Genomic DNA, 17,545 nt, shown 5'->3' with positions numbered 1-17,545 from the left:
ATAGTGTAAAGAGGATAATTATGTTAAATCAGTTTTCAAGAACCGAACTCCTTCTTGGCAAGGATGCAATGGAAGAATTAAAAAATAAGAAAGTGGCTGTTTTTGGAATCGGAGGTGTAGGGGGATATGTCTGCGAGGCACTGGTTCGCTCCGGAATTGGCCATTTTGATTTAATAGATGACGATAAGGTATGTCTTACAAATCTTAACAGACAGATAATTGCTACCCGAAAAACAGTGGGAAAACATAAAGTAGATGTAATGAAAGAGCGAATGCTGGAAATTAATCCGAAAGTGGACATTGTGGCACATAAATGCTTTTTCCTTCCGGAAAATTCTAATGAATTTGATTTTAAATCCTATGATTATGTGGTGGATGCGGTTGATACCGTTACTGCAAAGATAGAAATTATAATGAAATGTAAAAGTGAGAATGTGCCGGTAATAAGTTGCATGGGTGCCGGTAACAAGCTTGATCCCAGTCGTTTTAAGGTGGCTGATATTTATAAGACTACCATGTGTCCCCTTGCAAAAGTAATGCGTAGAGAGATGAAAAAGCGGGGAGTGAAAAAGCTAAAGGTTGTCTTTTCAGATGAAAAACCCATCCGTCCTATTGAAGATATGGGGATAAGCTGTAAGACAAATTGTATATGTCCTCCAGGAGCAGAACATAAATGTACTGACCGTCGTAGTATTCCAGGCTCAATTGCTTTTACACCGGCAGTAGCAGGTTTGGTGTTAGCTGGTGAAGTAATAAAGGATTTAACAAATGGATTTGGAAGAAATAACCAATAGAAATCATTTAAAACAAGGTAAAAGTTAATTAAAATTAGTAAGAAAATAATTTAATTTGAAAAAATTAAAAAAAAATCGTTAATTACATGGATAACTCTTAAATATTGTGGTAAAGTCAAAGGTATAAAATGTTTTGGAGGAAAATATCTATGGAAAAATATGATTGCCTAAAATTAGAGAATCAGCTTTGCTTTCCTTTATATGCATGTGCAAAAGAAGTTGTAAGGAAATATAAGCCTTTCCTTGATGAATTGGGAATTACGTATACCCAGTATATAACCTTGATGGTTATCTGGGAGCACAAGAAATTATCAGTTAAAGAAATGGGAGAATTTCTTTATTTGGATTCCGGAACATTAACACCAGTTCTTAAAACACTTGAGAAAAAGGGATATATTAATAGGGAAAGATGTAAAACTGACGAAAGAAGTCTGATTGTTTCCTTAACCGAAGAAGGTGAAAAGCTTAGGGATAAGGCTGTAGAAATTCCGGAAAAAATGGGTTCATGTGTATGTATTGATAAGAAAGATGCGGCCGATTTGTATAGGATACTTCACAAAATGATGAAGGATTTTTAAGAGATTTGGTTAAAAATATTATTATAGTATTAAGGATAAGAGCAGGAGAAAAATTCTTCTGCTTTTTTTCGTAAAACATATGTAATTTTTAACAAAATAAGTAAAAATCTGTTATAGTTAAATATAGTCAGAAAAAACCAATGAATAAGGAGAAAAGAATGAAAAAAAGATACAAGAGATTATTTTTAACAATTATTTGTATGATAATTTTTAGCTGTTTGTTAGGAGGATGTGGAAAGAGAAAAGTAACTACCAATGACATTTCCACCAAAGAAGAAAAAAAGATCAAGGATAAAGAGGAATCAAAAGTGACAGAAGATAAAAGTGATACTAAGAAGGATAAAAAAGAAAATGAGGTCAATTATAAATCCCAAAAAGAGGAAAATAATATAAATACCGGATTTGATGAAAGTAGAAATGATGCCGGGGATATAGATGTAAATGCTTTAATTAAAATGGAAACCACTGATATTGTAAATGTAAGATACGGCCCTGGAGAGGAATATGATATTTTTGAAAAGTTAAGTGGAAATACGCAGGTTGATAAGATTTGTGATGAGGGAGAATGGTCTGTAATTTATTATAAAGAAAAAAAATTATATGTTTACAGTCAGTTACTTAAGGAATATAAGGAAGAAGAACAGACTGTACAAAAAACAGGCAATAAGCTTATTGTAATTGATGCAGGACATCAAAGAGTAGGAGATGACAGTGTAGAGCCTGTAGGACCTGGAGCATCAGAAACTAAGGCAAAAGTAACCGGTGGAACCAGAGGTGTTGCCAGCGGTTTGTATGAATATGAGCTTAATTTGCAGGTAGCACTTAAATTACAGGCAGAATTAACAAAAAGAGGCTATGAAGTAATAATGGTCAGAACCAGCAATGATGTAAACATCAGTAACAGTGAAAGAGCAGCAGTTGCCAATAATGCAGGAGCTGATGCTTTTATCAGGATTCATGCAAACGGTTCGGAAAACTCGTCAACAAATGGGGCAATGACCATTTGTCAAACTGCATCAAACCCCTATAACGGAAATCTATACTCTCAAAGTAAAGCCCTTTCAACAGCAGTATTAGATGCTTTGGTAGAGGCGACCTTATGCAATAAAGAATATGTTTGGGAAACGGATACTATGAGTGGAATAAATTGGTGTCAGGTTCCGGTAACCATAGTTGAAATGGGATATATGTCAAATGCCAACGAGGACTTACTTATGGCAAGTGAGGACTATCAAAATAAGATAGTTACAGGTATAGCAAATGGTATTGATGTATATTTTAGTTGATAAAAGGATGTTATTATGAAAAATAAAGGGACAATAATTATATTACTTGTTGTATTTATTATGGCAATGATTCCAATAAACTCTATTAAACTTCAGGCTGAGGAAAATAGTAATACAATAACTTCAGATGAAACAGATTTAAAAAATGTTCTTAAAGAAATTAATGGAGATTATTATTACTTTGGGGAAGATGGAAAAGCCGTAAAAAATACTTTTAAAATAATAGCTGAAGGTAATAAAAAATACTATTATTATTTTGGCAGGGATGGTAAAGCTTTGACAAATACCCTAAAAGTAATTAAAAAGGGAAATGAAAGCTGTTACTATTATTTTGGAAGAGATGCCAAGGCACTTCAAAATACCTTAAAATGCGTAAAATCAGGGAATACAGGCTATTATTATTACTTTGGAAAAGACGGAAAAGCTACAAAAAATACATTAAAATATCTTAAATATGGAAATGGTAAATACTTGTTTTACTTTGGAGGAAACGGGAAGGCGATAAGAAACAGCCTAAAAAAAATACAAAACAACTATTACTACTTTAATGAAAATGCAAGAGGGGTGATAAACGCCTTAAAACGCGTAAAATCAGGGGCTAAGAGCTATATTTACTATTTTGGAAAAAATGGAAAAGCATTAAAGAAAACCCTTAAAAAGGTAAAAACAGGAAATCGTATAAATTATTATTACTTTAATGGAAATGCCCGTGCTGTAACAAATGCCTTAAAACGCGTAAAATCAGGGGATAAGGGCTATGTTTACTATTTTGGAAGCAATGCAAAAGCAATAAGTAATACCCTTAAAAAAATAAAAACAGGAAAGAAATATAATTATTATTACTTTGGAAATAATGCAAGAGCAATAACCAATACTTTTAAAACAATAAAAAGAGGAAAAACCACTAATTATTACTATTTTAATAAAAATTCAAGAGCCCTTATAAACAAATTTAAAAGCATAAAAGTTAAGGGAAAAGTTAGTTATTATTATTTTGGTAAAGATGGAAAGGCCATAAAAGAAGTCCTTAAGAAAATAAAAAGTGGAAATAAAAATAATTATTACTTTTTTGGTAAAAACGCAAAGGCTTTGACAAATACATTAAAATCCTTGAAAATCAAGGGAAAGACCTATTATTATTACTTTACCCAAAAGGGAAAGGCTGCCCTGAACAGTTTAATAAAGGTAGATAATGATTATTATTATTTTCAAAGCAAGGGGCGGGCTGTTACAAATTGTATAAAATATGTGGATAACTTCAAATATTATTTTGAAGAAAGTGGAAAAGCAGCCAGAAATAAATGGGTGGATATAAATGGAAACAGAAGCTATTTTGGCAATGATGGAAGAGCTCTGACAGGACAACAGGTTATTGATGGAAAAGAATATACTTTTGATTCCAATGGAATTTTACAAAAAAAGCTTATTGTAATAGATGCCGGACATCAAAGATATGCAAATACTGCTCTTGAGCCTATCGGACCGGGAGCAAAAACCATGAAAACCAAGGTTACCGGGGGAACCAGCGGAGTTGCAAGTGGTCTTACTGAATATGAATTGAATTTAAGAGTTTCCTTAAAGTTAGAAAACGAGCTTAACAAAAGAGGTTATAAAGTAATAATGGTTAGAACCTCTAATGATGTAAATCTAAGTAACAGTCAAAGGGCGGCAGTGGCGAACAATGCTCATGCAGATGCCTTTATAAGGATTCATGCCAATGGTTCTATCAGTTCGGCAGCTAATGGTGCCATGACTATATGTATGACGCCGTCAAACCCATATAATTCACATCTTTACCAAAAAAGTAAGGCTTTATCCACATATGTTCTTGATAATATGGTGAAAAGTACAGGCTGTAGAAGAGAATATGTGTGGGAAACAGACACTATGAGTGGAATAAACTGGTGTCAGGTTCCGGTAACCATTGTGGAAATGGGTTATATGAGCAATCCAAGAGAGGATTTACTTATGGCTTCAGAGCCTTATCAGTTTAAGATAGTTTCAGGAATTGCAGATGGAATAGACCAGTACTTTGGAAATTAAAAATCACCGGAAAAATTTCGATAATTATTTTAAGAATATATGAAAAAACATGGAAAATGTTTATTTATAAGTTAATGCTTATGATATAATGAGTTTTAGGAAGCTTTTTAGTTGACTTCTTAATAAAAATGAGGTAAACATCCTTTTTATAAGAAATCTGATTATATGAAAGGAAAAATTATGGATTTTTTTAAGCTGCATCAGGTGATGCATGAAAATTTATATAGCAGTGTCAAGACAAATCTTCACCAGATTTCTGTCTATTATAGAAAATTTGGTCCTCAGATTGATGTCGCTGTATTGATGGACTGTCAAAAGGGCGAGGAATATACAAAAGAACAGTTGGAAATTATCAACAAAAAAATCATAAACATCTTTAGAGATGAAGAAGATAATACTCTGCCTATAGAATATGACAGACAAAATACGGATGTGGATATTTTATATATGGTTGCAGCAGATGATGCCTTAAGTATGCGTCAAAAACTGCCTCAAAATATAAAATACTGGCTTATAGATGGTATAAAACACAGGCTTTTAATCTTTGATGATCAGCCTTCGGAGTTTGGATTATTTGACGAAGAATTTACCACTGATAATCCCTGGATTAAGCCAAGACCACTGAAAAAACAGATTAAAAATGCAGTAGAGTTTGAGGATAATCCCCTTGAGGATGCCGAAAAAGTTGAAGTGATTATTCCGGTAAGAAGAAAAGTAAGTTTTCCGGTGATTAATGTAATGATAATACTTATTAACATAGGGATTTTTGCTTTATTGGAATATTTGGGAAATACCACGGAAAGTGATTTTATGCTTTCTCACGGTGCAATGTATCCACCCTATGTTTTAATGGAACACAGGTATTATCTCTTATTCACCAGCATGTTTGTACATTTTGGTATTGACCACATGCTTAACAACATGTTTATTTTGTATTTTATCGGAGATATTTTAGAAAGAACCTACGGAAAGATTAAGTTTTTGATGATTTATATTTTAGGTGGTATTGGAGGAAATGTTATTTCTTTATATGCCGCATATAAATCAGGAGAAAATGCCGTATCAGGTGGTGCAAGCGGAGCTATTTTTTCAGTTATCGGAGCTTTGCTTTATGTGACAATAATTAATAAGGGAAAAATCAGAGAATTATCTGTTTTAAGAATGACATTTATGATAGCTTTGAGTCTGCTGATAGGTTTTACCAGCGATGGTGTGGACAATGTCGCTCATTTGGGAGGACTTTTATGCGGAATAATCTTGGCAGCCGTTTTATGCAGACCATTAGGAAACAAGAAGTATGATAATACAAAAGAAAGGCTAAAATTATAGTATGAAAATTAACATTTATTATGGGGGAAGAGGATTTTTAGATGATCCGACTTTGTATGTTTTAGAAAAAATGCAAATGGTTTTCGAGGAATTAAATGTTAAGGTGGAGCGTTTTAATCTTTTCGAACAGAAAAATTCACTTGTTACATTGCCAAATACCTTTAAAAATGCAGATGGAATTATATTGGCATCTACAGTTGAATGGTTTGGAATAGGCGGATATATGCAGCAGTTTTTAGATGCCTGCTGGCAGTATGGTGATAAAGAAAAGATAAGCGAACTTTATATGCTTCCGGTGGTTATGTCCACTACCTATGGGGAAAAAGAGGGAGAGCTTACCCTTTTAAATTCCTGGGAAATATTAGGTGGAATTCCTTCAAGGGGAATGTGCGGATATGTTAGTGATCCTTTGGAATTTGAAATGAATAAAGAATATTCCAAGATAATTGAAAAAAAAGCAGAGAATTTTTACAGGAATATATCTCAAAAATTAAGGGAATTGCCAACCAGTAATCAGGCGGTTAAAACCAATGTTTTGCGCACAAAGAAAATTAATTTTACACCACAGGAAAGTGAGCAGCTGTCTAAATATGTATCAGATGATGAGTTTGTTAAGACACAAAAAGAAGATTTGAAAGAACTTGCCACTATGTTTAAGGATATGCTGGTTAAAGATGAGCAGGACGAGGATAAATATATTAATTCCTTAAGAAAACATTTTAGACCGACAGAGGCTTATAAGAGTAATTATCTTATTTTGGTATCTGACCTGAACAAATCCATTGTTTTGGAAATAGACGGAGCAGGATTAAATGTGGAATACGGTACTCAAAGAAGAAATACTGAAGTTATTATGAAAATGACTTCCAAGGTTTTTGATGAGATAATCGCCGGACATATGACTTTTCAAAGGGCATTTATGGAAGGCAGCATGAGCGCCAGAGGAAAATTTAATGTTTTAAGACAGTTAGACAGAGTATTTAGTTTTAATATTATAAAAGCGGGAGAATCAGCTTAAAGGAGGAAAAAATGAAAAAGGATGATTGTATTTTTTGCAAAATAGCAGCAGGAGAGATTCCATCAGGAACCTTGTATGAAGATGAAGATTTCAGAGTAATATTAGACAGGGGACCGGCGACAAAAGGACATGCATTAATATTACCAAAAAATCATTTTGAGGATTTATACGAAATCGACGAGGAAACTCTTAAAAAAGTGGCAGTGCTTTCTAAAAAAATGGTAGAAAAAATGACAAAAGCACTAAAATGTGATGGATTTAATGTGGTTCAGAATAATAAAGAAGCAGCCGGCCAAACGGTACCACATTATCATCTGCATTTAATCCCAAGATATAAAAATGATGGAGCCCATATTCTTTGGAATCCGGGGGATATTACAGATGAAGAAATCCAGGAACTTGTAAAAATAATTAAAGAATAACAATAAAAAAAGCCTTTCCTTAGTTTATCATTAAGCTAAAGAAAAGCTTTTTTGTTATCAGAAAATATTTGCAAAGCTGGCAACCTTACCATAGCCTTCTCCGTTTCCACCGGTAACAAATGCTTCTCCGGTGCGAATCCAGGCATGGGCAACCATTTTTCCGCTTTCATCTCTTCCAACCCCTAAATAAAGAGTATTGTTAATATGTTTACGATTTAGAAGAAATCTGGCTGTAAGAGCCTGAACCAGGCATTTACTTTCCCAGGGGGTTTTTTTTGAGATTTTATCAATATGTTTACAGATATATCTTGCATAATAATAATGGTCTATGGGTTCGGTTTTTGGGGATTCTTCACCTTCCTTTCCCCAGTGCTTTCTAAGTTTATCTGAAGAAATAAGCAAAATTTGAAGGCGATAAAAGCCCATTAAAATATATAAAATAATGTTGATTCTGGCAGTTTTTAATGATTTCATTCTTTCTCCTGGTGTGTATTATTTTAGCTCGTCAAGTCCCCGTATCATATTGATAATCTTTTTTGTGGTATCCACTCCCGGTTTTCTGGTTATTTTATAAATGGGAGTCTGATTTAGAATTTCAATATAATTTTTCATAAGAGCCGGGGCAAATCCAATCATGTTAAAAATAAAGCTGCGATAGGTATTTTTAAGCATACACTTTATTTTATCGGTACCTAGGATTTCAGATATAATAAGGTCTTCTTTTTGATTATCTTCTCCTAAATTAAGCTCTACAAAAGCTTTAAGGGGAAGTCCCTTGTTGACAAAGCCTTCACTGAATCTGACTGCAAATTTATCCCTTTCTTCGTCAATATAAATTAAATCAGAAAGTTCATATCCAAATGAAACAGCGGCATCCCTGCAAAGTTTTTGCTGAGGATAGGCTGGTTCAACAATCCAGTTATTATCACTTTTCTTATCTAATACAGAGACATCATCGGCTAAAAATCCCATACCGTCAAGGCGAAGAGCTGTGGAAATGGTGGATTTACCGGCACCGGCATCTCCGGTGATAATTACTGCTTTATCATTTTGAACAACCGTTCCTCCGTGAATAGGAATGCGTCCTTTTAATATCATGGCAATACCTAAAGCAGAGCCTAGTGTAAATATTTTTCTCTTGTAAGGGTCAAAATCTTTATTACATTGAATACTGATTCGTTTTCCCTCCTGAATGAAATAATAGCCTACCGATTCAATTTCAAAGCAACAAAGCTTTGGCGTAGCCAAGACATCTTTTATGCTATTTTGACCGGCTAAAATCTCCGGTGGAATATCCTCTAAACAGATGTGTATCGTAATATCACTATCTGGGGGAATCGAAACCAATTCAGGAATTTCAAAATCACATTCGATATTTTCTCCGTAAACGGTATAATAATATTTTTCCATTTTTCCTCAATGATAATTTATAGCAGACAAAACCGTCTGCTATATTTATTTAGACAATATGTTTTTGATTACAATCTGTATGATATATGGAAGAAGAAAATTAGTCAAGTTAGGAATATATAAAAGGACAGAACCTGAAGTTCTGCCCCTTTAATAGAATTGAAGAAATAATTATCAACACAAGGTGTTGATTGAAGAAAGAAATATAAATGTGTTTCACATGTTCTAGAATCAGAACATTTTTTAACTTATCTCTGCAATAAGAATGAGCCACATTCATTTCATGCAGAATTTTATTTATATAACCTAAATTATTATAGACTGTGGCATAAGTACTGTAAAGAGTAAGAGGAGAATTGTTAGAATAATAAATTAAATATAAAATATATAAATATAATTTATAAAAATTTAATAACAGAGATAAAAAAATACCTCAAATTCTAAAGAATTTGAGGTGGAAATTAACTAATTAGCTAAACATATCTGGTGTGTTATTAGTTGGTGTTGGAGTTGGATTGTTGTTGTTATTGTTTGATTCAGGTTTTGTCCAACTAAGATGTCCTGAGATTTCACCATCTCCGATATATCCACCATCTTTATAAATTCCAATCCATGCATGTGCTGTAGCTGCTACATTTAAAACTTCCATTTCAGGTTTTTTCCAAGCTTTCATTTCTTTCCTCCTAGTAGTTACATTTTTTAAAAGCGTTCCACTCAACGCCCACTCATTATATAGTCAAATTTGATAAAAGAAAAGTGAATATAACAAATTTGTTAGATAATAAAGTAACATGAATATTTATAAGAAGGAATAAAGTTAAAATTATATGATTTTTTTAGGGTAAAAATTCATATAATACTATAACAAAAGATAGATATTGTAATTTACTTTCGTCTATAGCACTAAATTTATCTATTTCATAAAGATCTTTTATAGAAACATTATCTAAAAACTCTAATAAATCATTACAAGAGGCCTGATCGATATATTTATCCATTTTTGGATTAGTAAACAGGTCATAATATTTTTCTCTTATTTTTTTCCAATCTCTAATTATTCTTATATGCCAGTCGGCGTTTTGTAAGCCGTATCTTGGCCAGACATCTACATATTCTTTTGGTAAAAAATCATGCATTGCACCACGAATAAGCCATCTTACATTTCCATTGAAGGCAAAAAAATGAAATGGAAGGCTTAAACAGAATTTTTGCAGGCGTATATCTCTTGTAGGATCTCTAACTACAATGCCACAGGCTAGGCCAAGTTTTGTTTCATATGAACCAATATAGGCATAGGATGCAGGTAAAGTAAGATTACTTTGGTAGCTGATATGGTCTTCAGGCAGTCCCGAAAGCTTTTGTATAAAATCAGTATCCCCAAAGCGGTCAATTATAGAATAATTTTTGTGTATATCTTTAGCTAAAAGTGGATTATCCGTTAAATTATTTGTATCAATGTCAATAGTTGATTTTCTTTTGATATTTGTAAAATGTTTTATGGTATCTAAAAGTGCCCTTTTTCTGCTTTGAGGTACAACATTTGTACAATATCCGTTTAGACACTTGAGAAATTTAATATACTTTTTGTTAGTATACAGGTCATAGAGCACATTTTGAATATCACCATAGGAAACAGTACTGTTTCCGAATTGACCTGTTAAAACTATTCTGCAGTTTTTTTCATATGCTTTTTTATATATTTCATAAAGGTTAGGCAGATTAACTGTGGCTTTAAAGGGGATTTCCATGATTTTTAATATTTCAGGTATTTCTAAGATAGAATTCTTCCCTTCATTATTCACAAATTCAGGAATAATATTTGGATAAAGCTCAATTAATTTTTTTACCAGGTCGGTTTCGTCATTTATAAAATAATTCTTTCTGTTTAAAGGTGGTTTTTCATAATTTACATAGGTAAATGAAAAAAGCTTTTTGTTTTTCCTGCTTAATTCCAGGGATGATAAGGCTGCAACGCTTGAAGAATCAAGACCGCTGCTAAGACTTATTGCCACTTCCTTTTGGCATCTGAGGGCTGATTTTACGCAATCTGAATATACTTTAACAAATCTTTTGGCAACTTCTTTTTCATTTCTAATATTGGAAATAGAGATATTATCTAAAATATTAAAGTATTTTACTTTACTTACTTCTTCATTTTCTATCTTAATATAAGAAGATGCGATAATCTGAAAAATATTATCGTAAGGAGTTTCACCTGCAACAATATTTGGCATCATTCCCGGAGCTAAAAGAAAGTCTTTTAAGTAATTTTCGTTTATTTTTAAGTTTGGATTCGCCTGTAAAACAGGGTCAATAAGGGTGGAAAAATAGATATTTCCATCATTTACATAATAATAGATTGACCTTTGCGAAAGTTTATCAGCAGCAAGGTAGAAAGTTTTTTTCTTATTATCGTAAATGGCAATGGAAAAAAGTCCCTCTAAATACTTCAGACAATCAATCCCGTATTTTAGAAAGGCTTTGTAAATAATCATACCATCACATATTTCGGTATCCTTGATACTTAACTTTTTAATTAATTCAGTTCTGTTATCAAGAAGGCAGTCGGCAGTAAAAAAAATGTCCCTTTCTTTATCATAATAGGGTAAAGTTTCATTTTCTGACTCTTTGGTAATGAATTGTAAACCGCAACAAAAAGCAATATCATTTTCTTTTATATGGTTTATTTTATCCAGTTTGCAACGGTTTTCATAGATAGCTGACATGGCATCTATCTGCAAGGTTAAATTATTTTCGCTTATATTATTTGAAATAATACCCCATATGGCTGACATAAAAACTCTCCTTTAATTAATATATGAAATAGGTGCTTTTCTTATATAATATACAAGTTTCGAGTAAAAACAAACCTTTTATAGCGCGCTAAATTATTTTATGATGTGAGGCTTTTTTTCATTTTCAAAAATAAGCAACTATAAAAGGCTATCGCATTAATACGACAGCCACGTTTTTTAGAAAGATTTAAAATGATATTTTCTATCTCCTTCTACATAGTACATAATACCCCAAAAATGATTCTTATTGCTCTTAAAAGAATACCACTTTGTTAATACTGGTAACCCAATAAAGATGTCTTTTTGAGATTTTTGATTTTTGCTTTTTTTAGATATAGATAATTCAGACAAGAGCTCATTTAAGTCAAATTCCTGTGTACCCAAAATTCCATAGTAACCAATTGTAAACGGAGCATCAAAGTCATAATTATCCTTGTCAGAACATATATTTAATATCCTGTCACCATTTGAAGCATTTATGTTAAAAAAAAGTTTAAAATTTTTGGGAGGAACAAAATTTACATTTTCAATTTTAGCATTTTTAAGGGAGGATTTAAATGTATCGTTCCATAGAATGTTAAAACTAAATTTTCCATCGGCATAATGTTTTCTTGAATTATCTTCGATTTTTTGTGGGTCTATTGAGGGTAAATCCCAATCACCTTCTACATTTTTTAAAAAATCTCTTAGTAACATTTTTGTGTCCTGACATTTATAATAATAATCGGAATTGTAATATACCAAGTAACGCTGGACGCCTCCATATTTTTGAGTTTGTATATCACCTTCGATTTCGTTTGCACGATTAGCTGCTCTCAAGTTATCCATAGCAAAAAATTCATACATTTGACTAAGGATTTGTTTATTATCATTTAAATTATTTCCGGTAGTTTGATGTTTTTGGGTTCTGTAAATACGCATTGACTCACAACATTTCTTAAAAAAATTTTCCAAATCACTTTGGCTCACCTTACCTGAATAAAAATCATTCATGTAATATGCTATTTTTGTTTGCATATCCCAGGCATAGTGGTCTGAAAAGATACTTTCTGGCATACTAAATTTCTCTCGGTATTTAGAATAGTTTTCGTAACAGTCTATATTTTCGCTCTTTTCATAAGTGTCAAAATTTTGTTCATTTCTTGATAAAAGTGTATCGGAATGATTTTTATTTATAGGATTATTATAAACGGAAATGTTATCCGTATTGTACAAGTTTAGACTTTCTATATTCATTACGTATACCTCCCTGAATAAAAGAAATGTTGATGTATGTTAGTAGCATTGTAAATTGCATGTTTAATCACCAAATTCATAGTAGTAAGAGATATAAAAACTAGGGGTAATAGTAAGATTTTTATATGAACTACTTGCCTTAATACTTGCACACCAAGTTCCATTTAGACTAACATTGTTAAGAGAGTCTTTGACAAAATTCATATCAATTTTTTGATAACCTGTTGGCGGGCTTGTAAACCAATACGGCTTATCTGGTGTCTTTATTTTCCAACTGTCCACATATGATAAACGTACGTCTTCGAGATTAACATCAATAGCTTGGGCTGTATTTGGTAAATAAGTTATTTGGTTAAAATTAAAATATAATGGTGTATAACGAGAATTATTAATTTTCATATGAATATTTGGTGATATGGTAATGTTTCCAGGAGACATAACGGGATTCCCTACTGCGGTAGCCATAGTTCCTGTTTTTAAAAATAATCCATTTTGTGGATTTTCGGAATAAACTACTAAGTAATATTCGTCAAAATCAATAATGTCTGTTAAATCGCTTTTTTCCGCACATTTCCATGGTCCATTTCCTAAAAAAGAGGTCTTATGTGATTTGTTATCTAATGAGGAATCATACTCAGGAAATAAGTTACTAGCCTTTAAAACTTTAAAATGAATATTATAAACATTACTTAGGACAGTTATAACGCTTCTAGTTGATTTTGTAAATTTGAACCAATATTCTCCAACATTAGGAACATATTGATTATTTTCTAAATTTACTTTTGATTCACAATACTCGTCCAATAATACAGCATTATCTTTTCCGCTCATCATCAACTCAGTATCTTTTTTATCACCTACAATTATTCTAAAATTACTTGCTTTATTCTGATACGAAATCGGTGTAACCGTAATTGTATAATTGCAAATCGTGGCATCAGCTGATGGCTTATCAATAAATCCCCAATTTTTTGCATGTCTATAACCGACTTCCTTTTGTAGTATTTGATTTCCTTTTTCATCAAAAACTTTAATTCGAGCTCCAACATAACCTTTTCTAACTAAACATACAGCTGCAGAGTCCATTTTAGAAAAATCTAAAGAAAAATTGTATCTTAAATAATCATTAGCTGATTTGAAATTATCTTCAAAAATTTGATAATTCGCTGTTCTGGTTTCTTCAGGAACCTTTTCATTATATGTATCATCTGACAAACCAGATACTTCTTTTAAAGAGATAGTTTCTTTCGCAAACACACACATGTAATTAAATGATAAAACAATTAACATTGATAACATTACAAAAAAATATTTTCTAAGTTTGTTCATTTTGACCTCCTAAATAAAAACTTTATTATAAAATCATTTATTTTCTTATCGTAAGATTTATATTGGATTCTTAGTTTTTTGAAGAAAATTAAGAGTTATAAAGAAAAAATACAAAAAAAAGGAGCCTAAGCTCCTTTTTTTATTCTAGTATTGATTTAATGATCTGCTTAAAAATTCCTTTGTTCTTTGATGTTTTGGGGCATTGAAAATATTTTCCGGGGTGTCATCTTCGAGGATAACTCCCTCATTCATAAATACTACCCTGTTTGAAACCTCTTTGGCAAACTGCATTTCGTGGGTTACAACTATCATTGTAAGACCGCTGTCAGCAAGATCTTTTATAACCTTCATAACTTCGCCTACCATCTCCGGGTCCAAAGCGGAAGTCGGCTCATCAAATAATAAGGCTTCCGGTTCCATGGAAAGAGCTCTTGCAATGGCAACACGCTGTTTTTGACCACCGGATAACTGGCGTGGTTTTGCATTGATGTATTCTTTCATACCAACCTTTTCCAGATATTTAAGAGAAGTTTTTCTGGCTGTTTCTTTGTCAATTTTCAAAACCTTCATCTGTCCCAACATACAATTGTCCAAAACAGTTTTATTTTCAAAAAGATTAAAGGATTGAAATACCATACCAAGTTTTGCACGGTATTTTGTAATATCATAGCCTTTTGTTAAAACATTGTTTCCATGGAAATATATTTCTCCACCGCTTGGATACTCTAAAAGATTTATACATCTTAAAAGAGTTGATTTTCCAGAACCACTAGAACCAATAAGAGAAACGACTTCGCCATAGTGAACATCAAAATTAATGCCTTTTAAGATTTCTCTTTCCCCAAAATTTTTTTTGAGTCCTTTTATTTCAATAACTGTATTTTTGTTATTATGCTGTTCACTCATCTGTTTTCAAAGCCTCCTTTAATTTTAAGTCCGTTTTCCGGCATTGTGGAAGAAGACATGATGGTATACGAATCTGAACCATCCATTTTCTTCTCTATATATCTTAAAATTCTGGTAACTGTGAATGTAAGCACCAGGTAAACAATACCAGCGATAAAGAAAGTTTCAAAAGTTCTAAGGGCTATACCTTTTACTGTCTTTGTAACAAAGAACAATTCGGAAACGGAAATTACATTAAGTACGGAGGTATCCTTTATATTAATGACAAATTCATTTCCAATGGCAGGTAAGATATTTCTTATGGCCTGTGGTAAAACAACATTAAACATTGTCTGCCAATGAGTCATTCCAATAGCGTGGGCAGCATCAAACTGTCCATCATCTACAGAGTCAATTCCACCGCGGACAATCTCTGCCATATAAGCTCCGGTATTTATTGAAACGATTAAAAATGCTGCGGTAAGTGGGGCAAGGTCAATATTAAATGCCTCCATAAGACCATAATAAACAATCATAGCCTGAACCATCATAGGGGTACCACGAAATACCTCAACATAAACTGCAATAAGGAAATTAACAACTGACATAACAGCTTTTTTTACCTGATGATCCTGTGGACGAACAGGAATTGTCCTTATTGATGCAACAATCAATCCAATAATAAATCCTAAAATAGTACCAACCATGGCAATGAGCATGGTCACACCGGCACCTTGCAGGAACATCGGCCAGTATTGATCAAGAATTACACTGACCCAGTCCCAAAAAGTTTTTGACTCCATAAATAATTTGCTCCTTCTAGTTAATTCAAATCATATATATTTTTATTAATTAATTCGCATTTACCGGCTGAGTTTTGATAGCTTCTTTCATCATTTCGTCTCTATCATCCTCAGAGATTTCTGAAAGGATATCGTTAACTTTATCAGTAAGCTCGCTTCCTTTTTTAAGACCTACAGCGATGGATACTTCATCAGTGTTGTATTCAAAACCGTCACCTTCACCAAATTCAACATAGGAAAGGTCATCGTTTGCAGCAACAGCTGAAAGCGCACCCGGTTTTTCGGAAATATATCCGTCGATTTTACCTGATTGTAAAGCAACAATCATATCAGGGAAGTTTTCTAAAGCGGTTTGCTTATCAACATCCTTCATTTGGTCGATTACAGTGTAGTGGAAAGTATTAAGCTGAGCTGTAATTTTAGCTCCTTTGAAATCATTGATAGTTTTTGCCTTTGCGAAATCACCATCTTTTTTTACAACCACAACTAAATCAGAAGTGTAGTAATTGTCAGAAAAGTCAAGGGTTTCTTTACGTTCTGAAGTAGCTGACATACCGGCAATAATCATATCGATTTTTCCGGAAGTAATGGCAGGACTTAATCCATCCCATTCGGTTTTTACGATTACAAGTTTTTTTCCTAAGCCATCAGCAATTTTTTTGGCAATCATAACATCATAACCGCTGGCATATCCACCGCCTTCGATTTCTACAGCATCGTTGGAATCATCTGTCTGAGTCCAGTTAAAAGGAGCATATGCACATTCCATACCTACTTTTAATACATCCTCTTCGGATTTTTCCGAACTGCTTGAATTACCTGAATTATTATTGCCACATCCGGCTAAAGAAAGGGTAATTGCTGCAACCATAACAAGGCTGCAAAGTTTCATAAATTTCTTTTTCATATAAAACACCTCGCTTTTTATTATTTGATGTACCTGTTGTAAAAGCAAAAAATTCCCATAAAAGCCGGCATCTTCGCCGAAATCTTTCAAGGAAATTCGCCGTTTAACAATTAGAATTAAATTGGTACATCCAAGTCAATACATACTTTATAAATAATATCACTAAAACAGTCCTTTGGCAATGAAAAGTAGATTTAATTCCATAATAATCTAATAAAAATACACAATAAAAGGGAAAATAGTGTATAATTATTTTTGATAATTTAAGCATAGCAGATTTAATAATTAACCAAATACAGGAGGATGGTTATGGGAGACACAAATAACAACGAATTATGGACAGATAAAAAAAGACACCTGGGTTTACCAATTAGTTTCACAAGATACACCCTAAAAGAGGATAAACTAATTGTTAAAAGAGGTTTTTTAAACATTGTAGAAGATGAAGTAAGACTATACAGAATTTTAGACCTGGGAATCAGAAAACCCCTGGGACAAAGAATCTTTGGAGTGGGAACCATAGAGGTTCATTCTTCTGATAAAAGTCTTGGGGATTTTGAAATTGAAAAAGTAAAGGATGCTTCAAAAGTAATGGAGCTTTTATCAGACAAGGTTGAAGAGGAACGCCAGAAGAAAAGAGTATTTAGCCGTGAAAACATGGGTGAAGATTTTGACGGGGATGATGATGAATAAAACAATCCGGGCTTTTT

At 32.7% G+C, this 17,545-nt stretch carries 17 protein-coding genes; 8 read left to right on the top strand and 9 right to left on the bottom strand.

All coding sequences use genetic code 11. The features are described from left to right. The first annotated feature begins 20 nt into the window (after nt 1–20). The 7 genes from BM153_RS09720 (at nt 21) to BM153_RS09690 (ending at nt 7,470) form a co-directional block, all read left to right on the top strand. A complete protein-coding gene (locus tag BM153_RS09720; RefSeq protein WP_092873189.1) occupies nt 21–794 on the top strand; it encodes a tRNA threonylcarbamoyladenosine dehydratase in 774 nt (257 codons plus the stop codon). A gap of 149 nt (nt 795–943) precedes the next feature. Further along, entirely contained in the window at nt 944–1,372 is a 429-nt protein-coding gene (locus tag BM153_RS09715) for a MarR family winged helix-turn-helix transcriptional regulator (RefSeq protein ID WP_092873187.1), read from the top strand. A gap of 158 nt (nt 1,373–1,530) precedes the next feature. Next, entirely contained in the window at nt 1,531–2,658 is a 1,128-nt protein-coding gene (locus BM153_RS09710) for an N-acetylmuramoyl-L-alanine amidase (protein WP_242949115.1), read from the top strand. A gap of 15 nt (nt 2,659–2,673) precedes the next feature. Then, nucleotides 2,674–4,701, top strand: coding sequence for an N-acetylmuramoyl-L-alanine amidase (locus tag BM153_RS09705; protein WP_242949114.1), 2,028 nt, complete (start codon nt 2,674–2,676; stop codon nt 4,699–4,701). Nucleotides 4,702–4,881: 180 nt separating this feature from the next. After that, nucleotides 4,882–6,030 carry a rhomboid family intramembrane serine protease gene (locus BM153_RS14000; protein WP_242949113.1) on the top strand — a complete coding sequence of 383 codons (1,149 nt, stop codon included), beginning with the start codon at nt 4,882–4,884 and terminating at the stop codon, nt 6,028–6,030. A 1-nt stretch (nt 6,031) separates the two neighbouring features. Beyond that, on the top strand, nt 6,032–7,048 hold the full coding sequence (locus BM153_RS09695) for an SCP2 sterol-binding domain-containing protein (protein WP_092873185.1): 1,017 nt from the start codon (nt 6,032–6,034) through the stop codon (nt 7,046–7,048). 11 nt (nt 7,049–7,059) lie between these two features. After that, nucleotides 7,060–7,470: an HIT family protein gene (locus BM153_RS09690; RefSeq protein WP_092873183.1), complete on the top strand. Its 411-nt coding sequence runs from the start codon at nt 7,060–7,062 to the stop codon at nt 7,468–7,470. Between the two features lie 57 nt (nt 7,471–7,527). Here BM153_RS09690 and BM153_RS09685 read toward each other — a convergent pair whose 3' ends face one another. The 9 genes from BM153_RS09685 to BM153_RS09645 all read right to left on the bottom strand — a co-directional run bounded on the left by BM153_RS09685 (nt 7,528) and on the right by BM153_RS09645 (nt 16,835). Beyond that, nucleotides 7,528–7,944 (bottom strand): lasso peptide biosynthesis B2 protein, encoded by a 417-nt coding sequence (locus tag BM153_RS09685; protein WP_092873181.1) that lies wholly within the window; start codon nt 7,942–7,944, stop codon nt 7,528–7,530. A gap of 18 nt (nt 7,945–7,962) precedes the next feature. Beyond that, complete coding sequence (locus tag BM153_RS09680) at nt 7,963–8,880, bottom strand: phosphoenolpyruvate carboxykinase (ATP) (RefSeq protein ID WP_092873179.1); 918 nt, start codon at nt 8,878–8,880, stop codon at nt 7,963–7,965. A gap of 469 nt (nt 8,881–9,349) precedes the next feature. Further along, nucleotides 9,350–9,553: a hypothetical protein gene (locus BM153_RS09675; protein ID WP_092873177.1), complete on the bottom strand. Its 204-nt coding sequence runs from the start codon at nt 9,551–9,553 to the stop codon at nt 9,350–9,352. A gap of 163 nt (nt 9,554–9,716) precedes the next feature. After that, complete coding sequence (locus BM153_RS09670; RefSeq protein ID WP_092873175.1) at nt 9,717–11,675, bottom strand: asparagine synthase-related protein; 1,959 nt, start codon at nt 11,673–11,675, stop codon at nt 9,717–9,719. A gap of 177 nt (nt 11,676–11,852) precedes the next feature. Next, nucleotides 11,853–12,911 carry a hypothetical protein gene (locus BM153_RS09665; RefSeq protein WP_092873173.1) on the bottom strand — a complete coding sequence of 353 codons (1,059 nt, stop codon included), beginning with the start codon at nt 12,909–12,911 and terminating at the stop codon, nt 11,853–11,855. A 63-nt stretch (nt 12,912–12,974) separates the two neighbouring features. Then, the gene (locus BM153_RS09660) at nt 12,975–14,240 is read right to left on the bottom strand and encodes a hypothetical protein (protein ID WP_092873171.1); all 1,266 of its coding nucleotides are present in this window, start codon (nt 14,238–14,240) and stop codon (nt 12,975–12,977) included. A gap of 144 nt (nt 14,241–14,384) precedes the next feature. Continuing rightward, nucleotides 14,385–15,146 carry an amino acid ABC transporter ATP-binding protein gene (locus BM153_RS09655; protein ID WP_092873169.1) on the bottom strand — a complete coding sequence of 254 codons (762 nt, stop codon included), beginning with the start codon at nt 15,144–15,146 and terminating at the stop codon, nt 14,385–14,387. Continuing rightward, on the bottom strand, nt 15,143–15,928 hold the full coding sequence (locus BM153_RS09650; protein ID WP_207649031.1) for an amino acid ABC transporter permease: 786 nt from the start codon (nt 15,926–15,928) through the stop codon (nt 15,143–15,145). The genes BM153_RS09655 and BM153_RS09650 overlap by 4 nt, the downstream gene beginning before the upstream one ends. A gap of 49 nt (nt 15,929–15,977) precedes the next feature. Continuing rightward, nucleotides 15,978–16,835 carry a transporter substrate-binding domain-containing protein gene (locus BM153_RS09645; protein WP_092873248.1) on the bottom strand — a complete coding sequence of 286 codons (858 nt, stop codon included), beginning with the start codon at nt 16,833–16,835 and terminating at the stop codon, nt 15,978–15,980. Between the two features lie 309 nt (nt 16,836–17,144). On the opposite strand from BM153_RS09645, the gene BM153_RS09640 reads away from it, so the two are divergent. Next, entirely contained in the window at nt 17,145–17,528 is a 384-nt protein-coding gene (locus BM153_RS09640) for a PH domain-containing protein (protein WP_092873167.1), read from the top strand. Nucleotides 17,529–17,545: the final 17 nt, after the last annotated feature.

The sequence above is a fragment of the Acetitomaculum ruminis DSM 5522 genome, assembly GCF_900112085.1.
In the GTDB taxonomy this organism is placed as follows: Bacteria; Bacillota; Clostridia; order Lachnospirales; family Lachnospiraceae; genus Acetitomaculum; species Acetitomaculum ruminis.
This window is presented reverse-complemented; position numbering and strand designations above follow the sequence as displayed.